General features: G+C 67.1%; 16 protein-coding genes and 1 pseudogene. 7 read left to right on the top strand and 10 right to left on the bottom strand.

Features of this window, described 5'->3' with window-relative positions; all coding sequences use genetic code 11:
• A pseudogene (locus MKP05_RS12450) lies at positions 1–449 on the top strand (glycine dehydrogenase (aminomethyl-transferring)); the annotation flags it as partial.
• A 305-nt stretch (positions 450–754) separates the two neighbouring features.
• Here the strand turns inward: MKP05_RS12450 and MKP05_RS12445 are convergent.
• The 10 genes from MKP05_RS12445 to MKP05_RS12400 form a co-directional block, all read right to left on the bottom strand.
• Positions 755–1,171: a CBS domain-containing protein gene (locus MKP05_RS12445; RefSeq protein ID WP_240568556.1), complete on the bottom strand. Its 417-nt coding sequence runs from the start codon at positions 1,169–1,171 to the stop codon at positions 755–757.
• Between the two features lie 413 nt (positions 1,172–1,584).
• Entirely contained in the window at positions 1,585–2,415 is an 831-nt protein-coding gene (locus MKP05_RS12440; RefSeq protein WP_240568555.1) for a 3-oxoadipate:acetyl-CoA acetyltransferase, read from the bottom strand.
• Positions 2,416–2,563: 148 nt separating this feature from the next.
• Positions 2,564–3,196, bottom strand: coding sequence for a protocatechuate 3,4-dioxygenase subunit alpha (gene pcaG / locus MKP05_RS12435; protein ID WP_240568554.1), 633 nt, complete (start codon positions 3,194–3,196; stop codon positions 2,564–2,566).
• A gap of 54 nt (positions 3,197–3,250) precedes the next feature.
• Positions 3,251–3,973 carry a protocatechuate 3,4-dioxygenase subunit beta gene (pcaH, locus tag MKP05_RS12430; protein WP_240568553.1) on the bottom strand — a complete coding sequence of 241 codons (723 nt, stop codon included), beginning with the start codon at positions 3,971–3,973 and terminating at the stop codon, positions 3,251–3,253.
• Between the two features lie 105 nt (positions 3,974–4,078).
• Positions 4,079–5,014, bottom strand: coding sequence for a pca operon transcription factor PcaQ (gene pcaQ / locus MKP05_RS12425; protein ID WP_240568552.1), 936 nt, complete (start codon positions 5,012–5,014; stop codon positions 4,079–4,081).
• 41 nt (positions 5,015–5,055) lie between these two features.
• Positions 5,056–6,255, bottom strand: a complete 1,200-nt coding sequence (locus MKP05_RS12420) for an alpha/beta fold hydrolase (RefSeq protein WP_240568551.1) — start codon at positions 6,253–6,255, stop codon at positions 5,056–5,058.
• A gap of 11 nt (positions 6,256–6,266) precedes the next feature.
• Positions 6,267–7,469 (bottom strand): 3-oxoadipyl-CoA thiolase, encoded by a 1,203-nt coding sequence (gene pcaF, locus MKP05_RS12415; RefSeq protein ID WP_240568550.1) that lies wholly within the window; start codon positions 7,467–7,469, stop codon positions 6,267–6,269.
• Between the two features lie 159 nt (positions 7,470–7,628).
• On the bottom strand, positions 7,629–8,402 hold the full coding sequence (locus MKP05_RS12410; RefSeq protein WP_240568549.1) for a CoA-transferase subunit beta: 774 nt from the start codon (positions 8,400–8,402) through the stop codon (positions 7,629–7,631).
• Positions 8,402–9,232, bottom strand: coding sequence for a CoA transferase subunit A (locus tag MKP05_RS12405; RefSeq protein ID WP_240568548.1), 831 nt, complete (start codon positions 9,230–9,232; stop codon positions 8,402–8,404). The genes MKP05_RS12410 and MKP05_RS12405 overlap by 1 nt, the downstream gene beginning before the upstream one ends.
• A 185-nt stretch (positions 9,233–9,417) precedes the next feature.
• The gene (locus MKP05_RS12400; RefSeq protein WP_240568547.1) at positions 9,418–10,755 is read right to left on the bottom strand and encodes a class-II fumarase/aspartase family protein; all 1,338 of its coding nucleotides are present in this window, start codon (positions 10,753–10,755) and stop codon (positions 9,418–9,420) included.
• Between the two features lie 153 nt (positions 10,756–10,908).
• Between MKP05_RS12400 and MKP05_RS12395 the strand changes: the two genes are divergently transcribed.
• The 6 genes from MKP05_RS12395 (at position 10,909) to MKP05_RS12370 (ending at position 17,168) form a co-directional block, all read left to right on the top strand.
• Positions 10,909–11,688, top strand: a complete 780-nt coding sequence (locus MKP05_RS12395; protein ID WP_439108988.1) for an IclR family transcriptional regulator domain-containing protein — start codon at positions 10,909–10,911, stop codon at positions 11,686–11,688.
• A 62-nt stretch (positions 11,689–11,750) separates the two neighbouring features.
• Positions 11,751–12,530 carry an IclR family transcriptional regulator gene (locus MKP05_RS12390; protein WP_240568545.1) on the top strand — a complete coding sequence of 260 codons (780 nt, stop codon included), beginning with the start codon at positions 11,751–11,753 and terminating at the stop codon, positions 12,528–12,530.
• A 45-nt stretch (positions 12,531–12,575) separates the two neighbouring features.
• Positions 12,576–13,529 carry an AEC family transporter gene (locus MKP05_RS12385; protein WP_240568544.1) on the top strand — a complete coding sequence of 318 codons (954 nt, stop codon included), beginning with the start codon at positions 12,576–12,578 and terminating at the stop codon, positions 13,527–13,529.
• Positions 13,530–13,644: 115 nt separating this feature from the next.
• Positions 13,645–15,387: an FAD-dependent oxidoreductase gene (locus tag MKP05_RS12380; RefSeq protein ID WP_240568543.1), complete on the top strand. Its 1,743-nt coding sequence runs from the start codon at positions 13,645–13,647 to the stop codon at positions 15,385–15,387.
• Positions 15,380–16,219 (top strand): sugar phosphate isomerase/epimerase family protein, encoded by an 840-nt coding sequence (locus tag MKP05_RS12375; protein ID WP_240568542.1) that lies wholly within the window; start codon positions 15,380–15,382, stop codon positions 16,217–16,219. The genes MKP05_RS12380 and MKP05_RS12375 overlap by 8 nt, the downstream gene beginning before the upstream one ends.
• A gap of 55 nt (positions 16,220–16,274) precedes the next feature.
• Positions 16,275–17,168: a DMT family transporter gene (locus tag MKP05_RS12370; RefSeq protein WP_240568541.1), complete on the top strand. Its 894-nt coding sequence runs from the start codon at positions 16,275–16,277 to the stop codon at positions 17,166–17,168.
• The last annotated feature ends 108 nt before the right edge of the window (positions 17,169–17,276 follow it).

The following is a 17,276-nucleotide window of genomic DNA, read 5'->3' as shown; positions in this document are numbered from 1 at the left end:
ACGAGTGCATCATCGACATCCGTCCGCTCAAGGCCAGCTCCGGGATCAGCGAGGAGGACATCGCCAAGCGCCTGATGGACTACGGCTTCCACGCCCCGACCATGTCCTTCCCGGTGCCCGGCACCCTAATGGTCGAGCCCACCGAGTCGGAGTCGCGCTACGAGATCGACCGCTTCTGCGACGCCATGATCGCCATCCGCGAGGAGATCGCCCGGGTCGAGGCCGGCGACTGGCCGACCGACGACAACCCCCTGGTCAACGCCCCGCACACCATGGCCGACCTGATGGACGATGGCTGGGCGCGCCCCTATTCGCGGGAACTCGGCGCCTTCCCGTCCGAGGCCGTCAAGGCGGCGAAGTACTGGCCGGCGGTCAACCGGGTCGACAACGTCTTCGGCGACCGCCAGCTGATCTGCTCCTGCCCGAGCATCGACGCCTATCGTAATTGAAAGACGTGGCTGACGGTGACGTCTCAGAACGAGCAGGCCGGCCTCCGCGAAGACCTTGGCCAGCAGAAGGCCGCCGGTGACCGGGGTATCGCTGGCGGGCTTGTCCACCATGGCGTTGCCCAGGACCGCAGCAAACCATGGTCTGTCCCTGAATCCCCACACGCAATCCTGCAAGTGGCAGCCGCTGCCCGGTGCCCGGTGCCCGGTGCCTCGCAGGCGATCACGCAGAACGGGGCAGGCATCAGATAGACACAGCACGACGGCGGGCATGGGGAGCCCGCCGTCGTTCGCGATGACACTGCTGGTCAGTGATGGGCAGAAACCGCTTCCATGAATTCACCCCGGAGTTCATGAGGGGTGGTATGCGATAGGTCACCCATGGACAGCATACCGACCAGGCGCTTGTTCTTGTTGATGACAGGCAAGCGGCGAACCTGCCGCTCTTCCATCAGATGCACGACATCTTCGACGCTGTCATCTTCCCAGCAATAGACGATGTCGCTGGTCATCACGTCACGGGCGGTGAGCGAGGCAATGTCCTTACCTTCGACGATACCGCGGCATACAATGTCACGATCGGTCAGCATTCCCACCAGCCGATCATTCTCGCCAATGGGCACCGCCCCAATGTCTTTCTCCCGAAAGAGCTTGGCGATCTCCGTGAGCGAGGTATCGGGGGGGCACCACTCTACTCCGCGGTGCATGACTTCACTGACGTTCATGGCCTTATCCCCCTATCTGGACTGCATATAAAATATAGCAAAAGCGGCCGAAAATCGGGCGGGGACGGGACCATATAAGTAAGCCGACTCAGGGGCCATCAACCGACTCGATATGCCGGCTCGTGAAGGAAAACAGAACGGATGGTGCTATGGCTCCTCGGCACGGAAAAGGCCCCGCCAGCTGGGCATGACCCGCGCCGCCTATGCCTAGGAGCCTGTCGGACTTAACGCTGATCTACTGCGAAACCCGGGCTTTCGGCCAACTTCATTCGACCTGCTTCGTTAAAGAGCCCGCTATTCGCCTCATCAGATCGATAAACTTGTCTCGAAATCCGTGTCTCTCGCGACGATCGGTCAAATCCGACAGGCTCCTAACGGCTCAAGAAGCATGGCTTGCGCTGAGGTTCCTCTCGTCAGCCGGCCTTCAGGCCCAGGATCTCGCGGGCCTGCTGCCAGGTGGCCACGGGGCGTTCGTACTTCTCGCACAGCGCCACGGTGCGCTCGACCAGGGCCGCATTGGAGGGGGCCAGGGTGTCGCGATCGAGGCGCACATTGTCCTCGAGGCCGGTACGGGTATGGCCGCCCGCGGCGATGGACCACTCGTTGAGCAGGACCTGGCTGGGCCCAATGCCGGCGCCGCACCACTGGGCGTCCGGGGCGAGCCGCTTCAGGGTTTCCACGTAGAAGTCGAAGGTCGGCTTGTCCGCCGGCATGGCGTTCTTGACGCCCATCACGAACTGCACGTAGAGCGGCGCCTTGAGCTTGCCCTGTTTCGAGAGGTTCACCGCCTGGTGGATGTGCGACAGGTCGAACGCCTCGATCTCGGGCTTGATGTCGTACTTGAGCATCTCCTCGGCGAGCCAGTCCACCAGCTGCGGCGGGTTCTCGTAGACGCGGTTGGGGAAGTTGTTGGAGCCCACCGAGAGGCTGGCCATGTCGGGCTTGAGGGGCAGCATGCCGCCGCGCTCCTCGCCTGCCCCCGAGCGCCCGCCGGTGGAGAGCTGGACGATCATGCCCGGGCAGTGTTTCTTCAGGCCTTCCAACAGCCTGGCGAACTTTTCCGGGTCCGAGGTGGGGGTCTGGTCATCATTGCGCACATGGCAGTGGGCGATGCTGGCCCCGGCCTCGAAGGCCGCCTGGGTGCTCTCGACCTGCTCCTCGATGGTGATGGGAACGGCAGGGTTGTTTTCCTTGCGCGGCAGGCTGCCGGTGATGGCAACGCAGATGATGCAGGGGCTGGACATCTGACCTCTCCTCGTACCGAAACGATACGCTGGCGCTTTTCGTTGGCGGGGCGTTTCCCCGCGGTTGGTGGTCGGCGTCGTCAACGCCGAACGCCGCCCCCTGGGGACGGCGCTGACGGCTTGGCTCCCGATGCTCAGGAGCGCCGTATCAGAAGTCGAAGAAGACCGTTTCGCCCTCGCCCTGCAGGCGGATATCAAGACGATAGCGCACCTTGCCCTCGACCTCCTCGCGCCTGGCGATCAGGGTCTGGCGGCGGGCCGGCGACTCGATGCGGCTCAGCACCGGACACTGGGCGTTGGCCTCGGCCTCGTCCTCGAAGTAGAGGCGGGTCTGCAGGTGGATGTTGATGCCGCGGGCGAAGAGCGTCAGGTTGATGTGCGGTGCCTGCGGCTGGCCGCTGGCGTGGGCCACCGGGCCCGGCTTGATGGTCTTGAGCGACCATTCGCTGCCGTGGTCGAACGTCGTGGCGGTGCGCCCGAAGCCGTTGAACGGCTTCTTCAGGTCGTACTCGCGCTGGTACTCGCCCTTGGCGTCGGCCTGCCAGGCCTCGAGGAAGGCGTCGCGCACCAGGTCGCCGTTGCCGTCGACCACGGTACCGACGACCTCGATCGGCTCGCCCTCGGCCTCGGGCCTGGCCATCTCGTTCCAGATCTCCTCGTCACGGGTCGGGTTGCCGGCAGCGGCCAGGGCCAGGCCGATATGCACATAGGGCCCGGCGGTCTGGGAGGCGGTCTCGTGCAGCATCAGCTCGCTGGCGGGCTGGGTGTTGGGCTGTTTCATGTCGGATTCCCCATCCTGTCTCTGGTTCTCGAACCGGTTACTGGTTTTCGACGGTCACTGGTTTTCGAAGTAGGTCTGCAGTTCACCGCGTACTACCAGGTCAAAGCGGTAGGCCAGGCAGTCCATGGGGTTGCTGCGGGCCATGTCCAGGCGACCGACCATGGTCTCGACGGCGTCGGGGTCCTTGATGGTGTTGACGATGGGGCACAGCGGGATCAGCGGATCGCCCTCGAAGTACATCTGGGTGATCAGGCGAGTGGAGATCGACGGCCCCATCACCGAGACGTGGATGTGGGACGGACGCCAGCTGTTCATGTCGTTGGGCCAGGGGTAAGGGCCCGGCTTGATGGTGCGGAAACGGTACCAGCCCGCCTCATCGGTCAGACAGCGGGCCACGCCGCCGAAGTTGGGGTCCAGCGGCGCCAGGTAGCGGTCGTTCTTGTGGCGATAGCGGCCGCCGGCGTTGGCCTGCCACATCTCCACCAGGGTGTGGGGCACCGGCTTGCCGAACTGGTCGACCACCCGACCGAACATGATGATGCGCTCGCCCTGGGGGAGGCCCTGGCCCTGACTGAAGTTGAGCAGCAGGTCATTGTCGTGGGGGCCCATGCGCAGATGACGAAAATCGGGGCCGCTGAGCTCCGAGGCAGTGGGCTTCTGCATGCTGACCAGCGCCTGCTGCGGGGAGCGGGCCACGGAGGTCTTGTAGCCGGGCGCATAGGCCGGCGGATGCCAGTTGCGGTCACGTTCAACGAAGCGCTTGTTGTCTTCCTGCATATCGATCGTCTCTGGGGTGATTGATTGACCCGCGTCAGTGTGGTGTCTTGCCGCAGGACTGCCAATTGACGTCTCCACACCACTGCATAACCCATAGGTTATGGGCTAGCGAGTGACCGCCGCCAGCCCGGTCGCCACCTCCCGCAGCGTCTCGCAGAAGGCCTCCAGCGCCAGCGAGGGCTGCAGGGTAGTATTGGTGCAGAGCCCCACCGAGCCGCCCTGCTGCTCCAGCGGCAGCGAAAGCTCGCAGAGCTGCCGCGCCGCAATGCCCTCGCGCACGGCCTCCTCGGGTGCCACCCAGACGGCGTCACTGCCCAGGGTGTAGCCGCAACTGAGCGGCAGCGAGAGGGTCTCCAGCAGACGCGACGGCAGGGTCAGGGCGTGGCGCACGCAGAAACTGTCCACCTGCTGGCGGAGCGTCGTCTGGGGCGGCGGCAGCACCCAGGGGTAGTCCACCAGCTCGGCGGCATGGAGCTCGCGCGTGCCGGCCAGCGGATGCCCGGCCCGCACCACCAGCAGCAGGCGCTCGTAGTAGAGGTGCTCGAAGGCCAGGTCCCGGATCTCGCGGGCCTCGGTCATGCGCCCCACCACCAGGTCCAGCTCGCCGCGGCGCAGCCGCGAGAGCAGGAAGGCACTGGGGCCGGTCACCACGTTGATGCCCACCTCCCGGCGGGAAGCCTCCTCGGCATGCCAGCGCCGAATGGCTTCGGGCAGCAGCCGGCTCTCCACGGTGGAGAGGGCGCCCACCCGCAGCCAGCGCGTCCCACGATCTACATCCCCTATCGCCCCCACGCCCTCCTCCAGGGCCCGCAATGCCGGTCCCGCATGGCGCAGCAGGGTGAGGCCCGCCTGGGTCAGGGCCACCCCCTGGGGCGTGCGCTCGAACAGGCTGGCCCCCAGGATCTCCTCGAGTTCGCGGATGGTCTTGGACATGCCCGGCTGGGTGATCGCCAGCCGGTCGGCGGCTCGCGCGAAGCTGCGCTGGCGCGCCACCTCCAGAAAGGCCTGCAGATGGCGCAGCTTGATGCGGGCGTTGAGCATTCAGGCCACTCCCAGGTGTGCCATGAAAACGCTGCAGTGAATCAGCGCTTCTCTTGGCCCCAGCCCAACTTTTTCGCCAAGGCAAAGGCGTGATTGGCCGCCGGTACGCCGCCATAGATGGCCACATGCATCAGCACCTGGCGCAGCTCGGCCTCGGTGAGGCCGATGCGTTTCGCCGTCTTGAGGTGCAGCGTGAGCTCCTCACGACCCAGGGCGGCCAGGATGCCGGTGGTGATCATGCTGCGCTCGCGACGGGTCAGGTCGTCGTTGCTCCACAGCTCGCCCCAGGCCAGGCGGGTGATCATCTGCTGGAAGGGGGCGTCCAGGCTGGTGGCATTCGCGGTGGAGCGGGCCACGTGTTCCTCACCCAGCACCTGCTGGCGGGTCTCGAGGCCGGTCGCGTAGTCGACGCCCCGCTCGCCCACCTCGCCGAGGTCCACCGCCAGCCACGCCAGCAGGCGCCCGGCCACGGCCCCGGGGCTCTCCACCGAGGGCACATGGGCGAAGTTCTCGAGGATCTCCAGCGGCGCACCGTCGCACTCGGCGGCCAGCGCCTCCAGGGTCGCCGGCGGCGTGGCCATGTCCTCGCTGCCGCCCAGCAGCCGGACCCTCACGTCCGGGTTTTGCGATAGAGGGCCGGCGAGCTTGCCGGTGAAGTCGGTGCGGCCGAGCATCTCGCACAGCCGCGCATAGCTCTCGGCGTCGGTGCGCGCCATCTGGGTGCGCCAGCCGGTCTCCAGGACCGGCTCGGCCGCGAGCCGCTCGGCGGAGAACCAGCGCGGCACGATCTCGCCGGACAGGACGGCCAGCCCCTCGTCGCGCACGCGGCCGGCACGGGTGGTCCAGAGTTCACTGGTGCCGATCACCGCCCCGGTATTGGTCAGGGTCGCCGAGAGCAGCCGCTCGGCGTGCTCGGCCAGCAACTGCTGGCCCACCACGCCGCCGATGGAGGTGCCGACGAAGTGGAACCGGCTGGCACCGGCATGATCGGCCAGGGCCAGTGCCTCGGCGGCCAGCGCTGCCGGGGCAATCTCGCCGCCGTCCGCCGGCCAGGCCTGGCTGGCCCCATGGCCGGGCAGGTCCCAGGTCAGCACCCGATAGCGCGGCAGCAGCGCCGGCAGCAGGTCGTCCCACACCGCCTGGGTCATGCCCAGCGGGTGAGCCAGCATCACCAGCGGCAGCGCCTCGGCGCCCAGCAGGCGGTAGGCCACGCTGCGGCCGTCGATATCCAGAAAAGCCATCACAGCCTCCGTTAAACACGTTCGATGAGAGTCGCGATGCCCTGCCCCACGCCCACGCACATGGTGCACAAAGCATAGCGCTTGTTCTGCTTGTGCAACTCGTGAGCCGCGGTCATCAGCAGGCGCGCGCCGGACATGCCCAGCGGGTGGCCCAGGGCGATGCCGCCGCCGTTGGGGTTGACCCGCGGGTCATCGTCCTCGAGCCCGAGGTCGCGCAGGCAGGCGAGCGCCTGGGCGGCAAAGGCCTCGTTGAGCTCGATCACGTCGATCTCGTCCAGCGACACGCCCAGCCGGTCCAGCAGCTTGCGCACCGCCGGCACCGGACCGATGCCCATGGTGCGCGGCTCGACACCGGCAGTCGCCATGCCGAGGATCCTGGCCATGGGTATGAGGCCGTGCTTCTCCACGGCGGCTTCACTGGCCACCAGCATGGCGGCGGCGCCATCGTTGACCCCGGAGGCGTTGCCGGCGGTGACGCTGCCGCCCTCGCGGAAGGGCGTCGGCAGGCCGGCCAGCTTCTCCAGGGTGGTCTCGCGCAGGTGCTCGTCCTGGTCGAAGACCAGCGGCGCTTGTTTACGCCGCGGGATCTCGATGGCGGTGATCTCCTCGGCGAAGCGACCCGCCTGCTGGGCGGCGGCGGCCTTCTGCTGGGAGCGCAGGGCGAAGGCGTCCTGGTCCTCGCGGGAGATGTCGAACTGCTCGGCGACGTTCTCGGCGGTCTCCGGCATGGAGTCGACGCCGTACTGCTTCTTCATCAAGGGATTGACGAAGCGCCAGCCGATGGTGGTGTCCTCGATCTTCTGGGTCCGGGAGAAGGCACTCTCGGCCTTGCCCAGCACGTAGGGCGCGCGGGACATGGATTCCACGCCGCCGGCCAGGGCCAGCTCGAACTCGCCGGCCTTGATGGCGCGGAAGGCGGTACCCACCGCGTCCATGCCCGAGCCGCACAGGCGGTTCATGGTGGTACCGGGCACCGAGGTCGGCAGGCCCGCCAGCAGCGACGACATGCGTGCTACGTTGCGGTTGTCCTCGCCGGCCTGGTTGGCGCAGCCCATGATCACCTCGTCGATGGCGACGGGGTCGAGGTGGGGGGCCTCGGCCAGCACCGCCTTGAAGATGGTGGCGGCGAAATCGTCGGGGCGAACGGCCGCCAGGGTGCCGCCGAAGCGGCCCACGGCGGTGCGCCGCGGATGACACAGGTAGACAGTAGTCATGGAAAAGTCTCCTCAGCAATTCGCTACTCAAAACTCTTCGAGCGATGCCCAGACAAGGCAAGAATCAGCGCGAAAGCGGAGCTTACGTGGTGTGTAAATGAGCATTTCAAGCTGATTCTTAACGCCGTATGGGCAAGCGCAGACAGTTTTGATGCGAATTTATTCGCCGGCATGCTTGCGATTGGTACGCGCTTTCAAGTCGCGCAGGATCTCGAGCTCGTGGGCCGAGGGCTCCGGGGTGTTCTCGAGTTCGTCGGCGAAGCGGATCTCCCAGCCGGTGGCATCACACACGTCCTCGCGGGTCACGCCCGGGTGCAGCGAGACGACCGTCAGCTCCCTGGTCTCGGGGTCGGGCTTCATCACGCAGAGGTCGGTAATGACGCGCGTGGGGCCCTTGCCGATGTTGGGCACCCCGTCACGGCCCTTGCCGTCGCGGCCGAAGCCCAGGGTGGTGACGAAGTCCACGTCCTTGACGAAGGCGCGCTTGGAGTGCTTCAGGGTGATAAAGACCTCTCCCGCATTCGTTGCAATCTCGGGAGCCCCTCCACCGCCCGGCAGGCGCACCTTGGGATCATGGTAGTCGCCGATCAGGGTGGTGTTGAGGTTGGCGAAGCGATCGATCTGGGCGGTTCCCAGGAAGCCCACGCTGACCTTGCCGCCCTGCAGCCAGTAGCGGAACATCTCCGGCACCGAGACGGTGGTCAGCGCCGACTCGCACAGCTCACCGTCGCCGATGGAGAGCGGCAGCACGTCCGGCTTGGTCTGCAGGGTGCCGGATTCATAGATCAGCACCACCTCGGGGGCATGGGTCAGGCGCGCCAGGTTGGCGGCCTCAGAGGGCAGGCCGATGCCGACGAAGCAGGTCATGCCGTTCTCCAGCGCCCGCGCGGCGGTGACGGTCATCATTTCCGCGGAGGTGTATTCACGGCTCATCAGGACTCTCCTCCTGTGTGGTAGACGTTCTCGTCAAGCCATTGGGTGAAGGCATCGCGGTCGCGGGCGATGGCATCCCACTCCTTGTAGAAGCGGTTGTTGCGATCGTAGTAGCCATGCGCGTAGGAGGGCGCGGAGCCCTTCTCCGCGACGGCCACGGCGCTGATCGCCCAGCCGGGTATCACGCAGGCGTTGGGGTGGTAGTCCGGCTGCGTGGTCAGGTCGTCGACGACCTCCTCGACGGTGACGATGCTGTGCTTGGCGGCCAGCACGGCTTCCTTCTGCACGCCGATGATGCCTTCCACCAGCACGTTGCCGGCCCGGTCGGCCTTCTGGGCGTGGACGATGGAGACGTCCGGGCGAATCGACGGTACCGCCGCCAGGCGCTCGCCGGTGAACGGGCACTCGATGAACTTGATCTGGTCGTTGACGTTGGGCAGCTCGCTGCCCACGTAGCCGCGCAGTACCGCCAGCGGCAGGCCGGCGGCGCCGGCCTCGAAGGCACAGGCCATGGCGGCGTGGCTGTGCTCGAGGATCTCGATCCTGCGGGGCCAGCCCTTCTCGACGGCATCGCGCAGGCGGTGCAGCGAACCCACGCCGGGGTTGCCGCCCCAGGAGAAGATCACCTTCTTGGCGCAGCCCGCGCCGATCAGCTGGTCGTAGACCAGGTCGGGGGTCATGCGGATCAGGGTCAGGTCGCGCTTGCCCTGACGGATCACCTCGTGGCCCGCCGCGAAGGGGATCAGGTGGGTGAAGCCTTCCATGCACACGGTGACACCGTCCTCGACGTAGCGCGCCACCGCATCATGCAAGCTGAGTAACTCGGCCATCTTTGTTCGCCTCCTGGTGGTTCAGCCGATGCCGGAAGAGCCGACCATCGATAGTTCGTTATGCGTACATAGGTTTGTGATACGAACAAAGTAATCCCTCCAGCCACCGTCGTCAAACCATGAAAAAGGGGGCTGACCGAGCCAGCCCCCTTGAGGGTGAAGTTTTATCAAATGAAATCAGATGGCTACATATTTGTTAGCCAGTTAATGGCTCGCTGCACCTGGGCCTTGCTACTACCAAGGTATAAGGCGGGATCCGTGGCCTGGCGCACGGTTTCGGGATCCAGGCGCCCCTGCACCTCGGCATGCTCGTTCAATGCCTCGGCATAGCCACGGCCGCTGCGGCGGGCCGTCTCGGCGGCCTCGGCGCTGATGCGCTTGGCCGTGTCCGGGCCGACCACCGGCGCCAGCAGCCGCGACACCGGCTCGGCCATGATGCCGCCACCGGTCGCCACCAGGTTGCGCCGCATCGCCTCGGGGTCCACCTCCAGCCCCTCGAGCAGCACCGCCGCCTGCTCCAGCGCGCCCTCGAGCAGCAGGGCGCTGTCGACCAGCGGCGCCCACTCGGCGTGCCACTCGCCGAGCCCCCGCTCCAGTGGCTGGGCAGCGGCATTGAGCAACACCGTGGTGTGGCCATGGACCTGACGGGCCGCGCCGCGGATCAGCGCACAGCGCACCGGGTTGCGCTTGTGGGGCATCGACGAGGACTCGCCCATGCCCTCGCCGGCCGGCTCGGCCACCTCGCCCAGCTCGGTCTGGGTCAGCAGGGCGATATCCAGGGCCAGCTTCTCGGCGGCACCGGCCACCGCATCCAGGGCAGTGCCCAGGGCATGGATCGGCTGGCGATCGGTATGCCAGGGCAGTACAGGAATGCTCAAGCCGAGCCGTTCGGCCAGCGCGTCCATCAGGTCGAGGCCCTGCTCGCCCCAGCCGGAGTGCACCCCCACGGCGCCGCCGAACTGCACCGGCAGGCCCGTCTCGGCCAATACCGCCAGCCGCCGGCGAGACTGCTCCAGCCCCAGCGCCCAGTGGGCCACCTTGACGCCGAAGGTGATCGGCAGCGCCTGCTGCATCAGGGTGCGGCCCACCATCACGGTACCCTCATGGGCGGCCATCAGGTCGACCGCCGCGGCCCGGCAGCGCACCAGCAGGGCGTCGAGGGAGGTCAGCCGCGGCCCCAGCAACAGCATCAGGGCACTGTCGACCACGTCCTGGCTGGTGGCGCCCTGGTGCCAGTAGCGCTTGAGCGCCTCCGGCAGGGCAGCGCGGCCCTGCTTGACGAAGGGAATGGCGGCATTGCCGCCGCTGGCGATACCGGCGGCGATGGCGTCACAATCGAAGGTGTGGGCCTCGAGAGTCTCGCGCATGGTGCGGCTGGCCCCCTCGGGCACCGCCCCGCGGGTCTCCTGGACCTCGGCCAGGGCCAGCTCGAAGGCCAGCATGGCATCGACCATGGCCTGGGCGTTGCACTCGGCCAGCGCCGGTTGACTCATGAAGGGGTGCTGGATCAGGGCGGCAGGCATGACGGTCTCTCCGGTGGTTGCGTGGGGCCTCGGCCGAGGGGTGGACAGGCTCCACCTATGGTCGCACAAGTGTTCGCATTTCGAACAAATATGCTAGATTAGACCACGGTTCTCCGGCAACACGACCAAGGATAACGACGGATGGAAACGTCTATGCAGGACGAGGCACTGAGCCCCGACGATCGCGACTTCGTCACGGCACTGGCCAGTGGCCTCGAGGTCATCCTGGCCTTCGACGAGGCCCACCCGCGCATGACACTGAGCGAGGTGGCGGCGCGCACCGGCATGAACCGTGCCCGGGCGCGACGTTTCCTGCTGACCCTGCATGCCCTGGGCTATGTCCGCAAGCAGCAGCGCCACTTCGAGCTGGCCCCCAAGGTGCTGAACCTCGGCTATGCGTTCCTCTCCGCCAACAACTACCGCAGCGTGATCCAGCAGATTCTCGAGGACATCACCACCGAGTGTGGCGAGTCCTCGTCGCTGGGCGTGCTGGACGACGACGACGTCACCTATGTGGCGCGCTCCTCGTCACGCCACCGACTGATGGCCATCACCCTCTCGGTGGGCACGCGCCTGCCCGCGGCCCACACCTCCATGGGACGGGTGCTGCTGGCCCAGTTGCCGGATGCCGAACTCGACGCCTTCCTGGCGCGGGTGGTCCTCGAGAAGCATACCGACAAGACCATCACCGACAAGGCCGAGCTCAAGCGGTGCATCCTCAAGGTGCGCCAGCAGGGCTACGCCATCGCCGACCAGGAGCTCGACTCCGGCCTGCGCTCGGTGGCCGTGCCGGCCTTCGATGCCAACGGCCGGCTGCTGGGCGCGATCAACATCAGTACCAATGCCGCCCGGGTCGACTTCGATACCCTGATCCGCCAGTACCTTCCGCTGCTGCAGGACAAGGCCCGACTGATCCGCACCAGCGTCAGTTGATGGGTGCAATTTCCAAAACACCATTCTAGAATTCGAGTTTTCACAACAAATGGATAGCCACCATGGCGGGTAGCCTGATCGAACGCACCCTGGGGGTGCTGGAAATCCTCTCGGAAGACGCCGAGGGCATGCCATTGCTGGTCATCGCGGATCGACTGCGCATTCCCAAGAGCGCGGCCCACCGCATCTGCAATGAACTGATCCGGCTCGGCCACGTCCGCCAGGATCCGAATACCCAGCGCTACCGGCTCACCACGCGACTGATGGCCATGGGACTGAGCTACCTGGCGAGTACCGGGGCCAGCGACGTCATCCAGCCGATCCTCGACCGCCTGGCCGAGGAGAGCGGTGAGCTGGTGCGCCTCTCGGTCATCGAGGGCCAGCACCTCACCTGGATCGCCAAGGCCCAGGGCGCACGCACCGGGCTGCGCTACGACCCGGACATGGGCCGTGAGGCGCCGCTGTTCTGCACCGCCAGCGGTCATGCCTGGCTGGCCGACCTCAGCGACGAGGCGGCCACTGCCCTGATCGACGCCCAGGGCCTGGAAACCGACCATCCGGTGGGTCCCGGGGCCCCCCGCACTCGCGAGTCCGTGTTCGAGCACCTGCGCCAGACCCGCGAGCGTGGCTACAGCTGGGTCAGCGACAGCATGGGGCCGGGCACGACGGCCATGGCAGCCCTGGTGCGCCACCCGCTCGACGGCCACCCCATCGGGGCACTGAGCATCGCCGGGCCCAGCGTGCGGCTCGATGCCGAGCGCGTCCAGGCCCTGGGGCCGCGCCTGATGGCCGCGGCGGCGGAGCTCTCCCAGGCCAGCGCCTCGTCACGCCTGTTCAGCTGATCCCCCACCCCCCGTACGTCCCCACGCGCCGGCAAGGAGGCCGTAGTGCTCGAGATCCTCGCCATCACCACCCCGATCTTCCTGCTGATCGGCGTGGGCTATGTGATCATGGCCGGCGGCATCATCACCGGTGAGCAGCTCCAGGGCGTGGGCACCTTCGTCATGTACTGCGCCCTGCCCTCCCTGGTCATCCGGGCCCTCAACCAGAACCCGCTCGCCGAGGTCTTCAACCCCCATTACCTGCTGGCCTATGGCCTGGGCTCCCTGGTGGTGTTCGGCTTCGCTCTGCTGCTGACCCTGGGACTCCAGCGCAAGTCGCTCGGCATCGGGGCCATGCATGCCCTGGGCATGGCTGCCTCCAACAGCGGCTTCATCGGCTATCCGGTGGCCGCCATGGTGTTGGGCTCCCCCGCCGCGGTGTTCCTGGCGCTGAACATGCTGATCGAGAACCTGCTGATCATTCCCGCCGCCCTGATCCTCGCCGAGGTGGGGCGTCAGAATGGTACCGGGCTGCGCGACGTCGTCCTCCAGACCGCCCTGCGCCTGGTCCGCAACCCGATCCTGATTGGCCTGGTGGTGGGCGTGCTGCTCGCCGTCTCGGGCCTCGCCCTGCCGGGCCCGCTGGCCAAGGCCATCGACATGTTGGCCGATGCCGCCGGCCCCGCCGCGCTGTTCGTGATCGGCGGCTCCCTGTATGGGCTCCAGGTCCGCGGCATGGCCGGCGACGTCGGCCAGATCGTCGTCGGCAAGCTGCTGCTGCACCCCCTTGCCGTGCTCGGCGTCTTCCTGCTGCTGCCAGAGGCGGACCCCCTGCTGCTGACCGGTGCGCTGTTGTTTGCCTGTGCCCCGATGATCAGCGTCTTTCCGCTGTTCGGCCAGCGCTATGGCCTGGGCGGGGTCAGTGCCGCCGCCCTGATGGTCGGCACCCTGGCCTCCTTCGTCACCATCAGCCTGGTGATCGGGCTGATGACCCACTACGGCCTCCTGCCCGTCGCTTGAATCACCGTTCCCCCATTACGCCCCCGGGCACATCCGGGGTTGACGATGCCTGCTTATTGCAATAAGTGGAACTTTGTTCTAAATTTGTATGGAACAGCATTCCAGAGGACTGGCAATGGCCGACAGACAGCAAGACCTCGATCTGGTGGTGGTGGGCTCCGGCGCGGCCGGCCTCTCCGCCGCCGTCACCGCCGCCTGGCATGGCCTGAAGGTGGTGGTGGTGGAGAAGGCCGAGGGGCTGGGCGGCGCCACCGCCTGGTCGGGCGGCTGGATGTGGACCCCGCTCAACCCCTTGGCCAAGGCCGCCGGGATCGACGAGGACCCGGAGACGGTGCGCACTTACCTGCGCCACGAGTTGGGCGAGCGCTACGATCCGGCCAGGATCGATGCCTTCCTCGACGCCGCCCCCAAGATGGTGGAGTTCTTCCACGACAACACCGCCCTGCAGTTCGCCGACGGCAACGCCATCGCCGACATTCATGGCGACACCCCCGGGGCCGGCACCGGCGGGCGCTCGGTGATCGCTGCCCCCTTCGATGGCCACCAGCTCGACAGGAAGACGCTGAAGAAGCTGCGCAAGACCATGCCGGAGACCGCCTTCCTCGGCATGCCGATCCAGGCCGGGACGGACCTGATGGCCTTCCTGACCGTCATTCGTTCCTTCAAGTCTTTCCTCCATGTGACGAAGCGCTTCACCCGTCATCTCTATGACCTGGCCCGTTTCGGCCGTGCCATGCAGCTGGTCAACGGCGTGGCCCTGACCGGCCGGCTGGCCAAGTCCGCCGATGCGCTCGGGGTGGAGACTTGGGTGTCATCGCCGGCCCAGCGCCTGATCAAGGAAGACGCGCGCGTCACCGGCGTGGTGGTGCAAACACCGGTCGGCGAGATGACCCTGACCGCAAGGCGCGGCGTGGTGCTGGCCGCCGGTGGCTTCCCCTGGGACATCGCGCGGCGCAAGGAACTCTTTCCGCACACCCCCACCGGACAGGAACACTGGCCGCTGCCGCCCCCTTCCGCCAATGGCGACGGCCTGCGGCTGGGCGAGTCGGTGGGCGGCGAGGTCGACACCAGCCTCTACTCCCCGGTGGCCTGGGCGCCGGTCTCGGTGGTCCCCTACAAGGATGGCCATGTCGGCCACTTCCCGCATATCATCGACCGCGGCAAGCCGGGCCTCATCGGGGTGCTCAGAAACGGCAAGCGCTTCGTCAACGAGGCTAGTGGTTACTACGACTACGTGGACGCCATGGTCAAGGCGGTGCCGGAAGACGAGGAACTCTGCTCCTGGCTGATCTGCACCCACCGCTTCCAGCGCCGCTACGGCATCGGCATCACCCGGCCGGCGCCGGTGCCCTTCCGCCACTGGATCCGCAAGGGCTACCTCAAGGCCGGCAGGACCCTGGAGGAGCTGGCCCACCAGTGCGGCATCGCCCCCCAGGGGCTCGAACAGACCGTGGCGGCCTACAATAAGCATGCGCGCCAGGGCGAAGACCCCGAGTTCGGCCGTGGTTCCACCCTCTACAACCGCAAGCAGGGCGACCCGGCTCACCAGCCCAACCCCTGCGTGGCCCCGCTCGACGACGGCCCCTTCTATGCCATCAAGGTGGTGCCCGGCTGCTTCGGCACCTTCGCCGGCCTCAAGACCAACGAGCACGCCCAGGTACTGGGCCGGGAGGGGCAACCCATTGCCGGCCTCTATGCGGCCGGCACCGATATGGCCAGCATCATGGGCGGCTACTACCCGGCCGGCGGCATCAACCTCGGCCCGGCCATGACCTTCGGCCATATCGCCGGTCTGCATGCCGCCGGCCAGCGCGATACCGGTTCACTTGAGACACGCAGCGAGAACGCCGATGCATGACCGCACCGTCTCCCTGGCCGCCCTGACCGTGCTGGAGCTGTCTCCCCCCGCAATGGTCGAGGTAGCCGCCCGGGCGGGCTACGACGGCGTCGGCCTGCGCCTCATTCCGGCAACGCCGGAAGAGCACCATTTTCCCCTGGCCAGCGACGCGGCCCTGCTGCGCCAGACCCGGGAGAGACTGCGCGATACCGGCCTGAACGTCGTGGATATCGAGATCCTGCGTCTCAAGCCCGAGACCCGAGTACGCGAGGACTTTCCCCGGATCCTGGAGATCGGTGCCGAGTTGGGCGCCAGCGAGGTGCTGGTGGCCGGCAACGATGACGACGAGGCACGGACCATCGACAACTTCGCCGGCCTGTGTGAACTGGCCAAACCCCTGGGGCTGCACCCTCATCTGGAATTCATGCCCTGGACAGGCGTGAAGAACCTCGTCGAGGCACACCATATCGTCGGGGCCGTGCGCGAGGCCGGTCATGACAATGCCTGCCTGCTGGTGGATGCCTTCCACTTCAACCGTTCCGCCAGCCGCCTGGAGGAGCTGGCCGAGGTTCCCCGGGAATGGATGCGCTATCTACAGCTATGCGACGTGGCCGGCCCGATCCCCGACGACATGGCAGAGATCCTTCGCGAGGCACGTCAGGAGCGCTGCTTCCCCGGTGACGGCGACATCGACCTGCCGGCCCTGCTGACGGCGTTACCCCGCAACCTGCCACTGAGCCTGGAGATTCCCACCGAGGGGCTTCGTCGCCAGGGTATCAGCGCGCTGGAGCGCGCCTGCCTGGCACTGCAGAAAGCACGACGGGGGGTGGAGGCCTGTTCAGCCGACACTTAACGTGAACATCGTTAGCCTGCTAGTATTGAATCCTCGCCCACGTTCCTGGAGCTCCATGGCCACCTCTCCCCCCCTGGCACCCGCACTACCCGCTGATCGACCGCTCCTCGGCATCGCCTTCATGCTGGCCGCCGGCCTGCTGTTCACCCTACTCGACACCGGCGTGAAGTGGCTCACCCAGAGCTATTCCCCCGTGCAGGTGGTCTGGGCACGCTATACAGGCCACATGCTGGTGCTGGGCGCCTACCTGCTCATGCTCGGCTGGCCCCGCTGCCGGGCGATCATGGCCTCCGTCGAGTCGCTGCCCGGGCAGTTCGTGCGCGGCCTGCTGCTGCTCGCCGCCAGCACCTTCGCCTTCCTGGCTTTCCGCGAACTCCCCCTACTCCAGGTCTACGTGATCAACTTCAGCTCACCGCTGCTGGTGACCCTGCTGGCCATCCCGCTGCTCAGGGAGCGGGTGACGCCGGCCCGCGGCACCGCGGTCGCCACCGGCTTCGTTGGCGTGGTAATCGCCGTCGGCCCCGTGGACTGGCGCGCCCAGCCCGCCGCCCTGCTACCCTTCGGCATGGCCTTCTGCTTCGCACTCTACCAGCTCGCCACGCGCCGCTTCGGGCGCAACGACCACCCTCTCGCCTCGTTGTTCTATGCGGGGCTGGCCGGCGCCCTGGTCAGCTCCCTGGCCGTACCCTTCTTCTGGACGCCCATCGCCCTCGGCGATATTCCACTGTTCCTGGTGGTCGGTACCCTGGGCGCCGCCAGCCAGCTTGGCCTGATCATGGCCATGCGCTGCGCTCCCGCGTCCCTGGTCTCCCCCTTTCTCTACCTGCAGATCGTCTGGGCCACCGTTTCGGGCTACCTCGTCTTCGGCGACGTGCCGCTGCTCGAGACCTATCTCGGTGCCGTACTGATCATCGGCGCCGGCATCTTCCTCGCCACCCGGCGCGGCTAACGACGGCTTCAGCCCGCCGCCGACGGCATGACCTCGAGGCACCACCGCTCGCCGCGGGGGGCACGCCCCGCTCACGAGCGATGGTGCTGCAACGCTGCGGCATGGGGC

Source organism: Halomonas flagellata (genome assembly GCF_022487945.1).
In the GTDB taxonomy this organism is placed as follows: domain Bacteria; phylum Pseudomonadota; class Gammaproteobacteria; order Pseudomonadales; family Halomonadaceae; genus Halomonas; species Halomonas flagellata.
The sequence above is the reverse complement of the archived record's forward strand: the minus strand, read 5'-3'. Positions and strand labels throughout refer to the sequence as shown.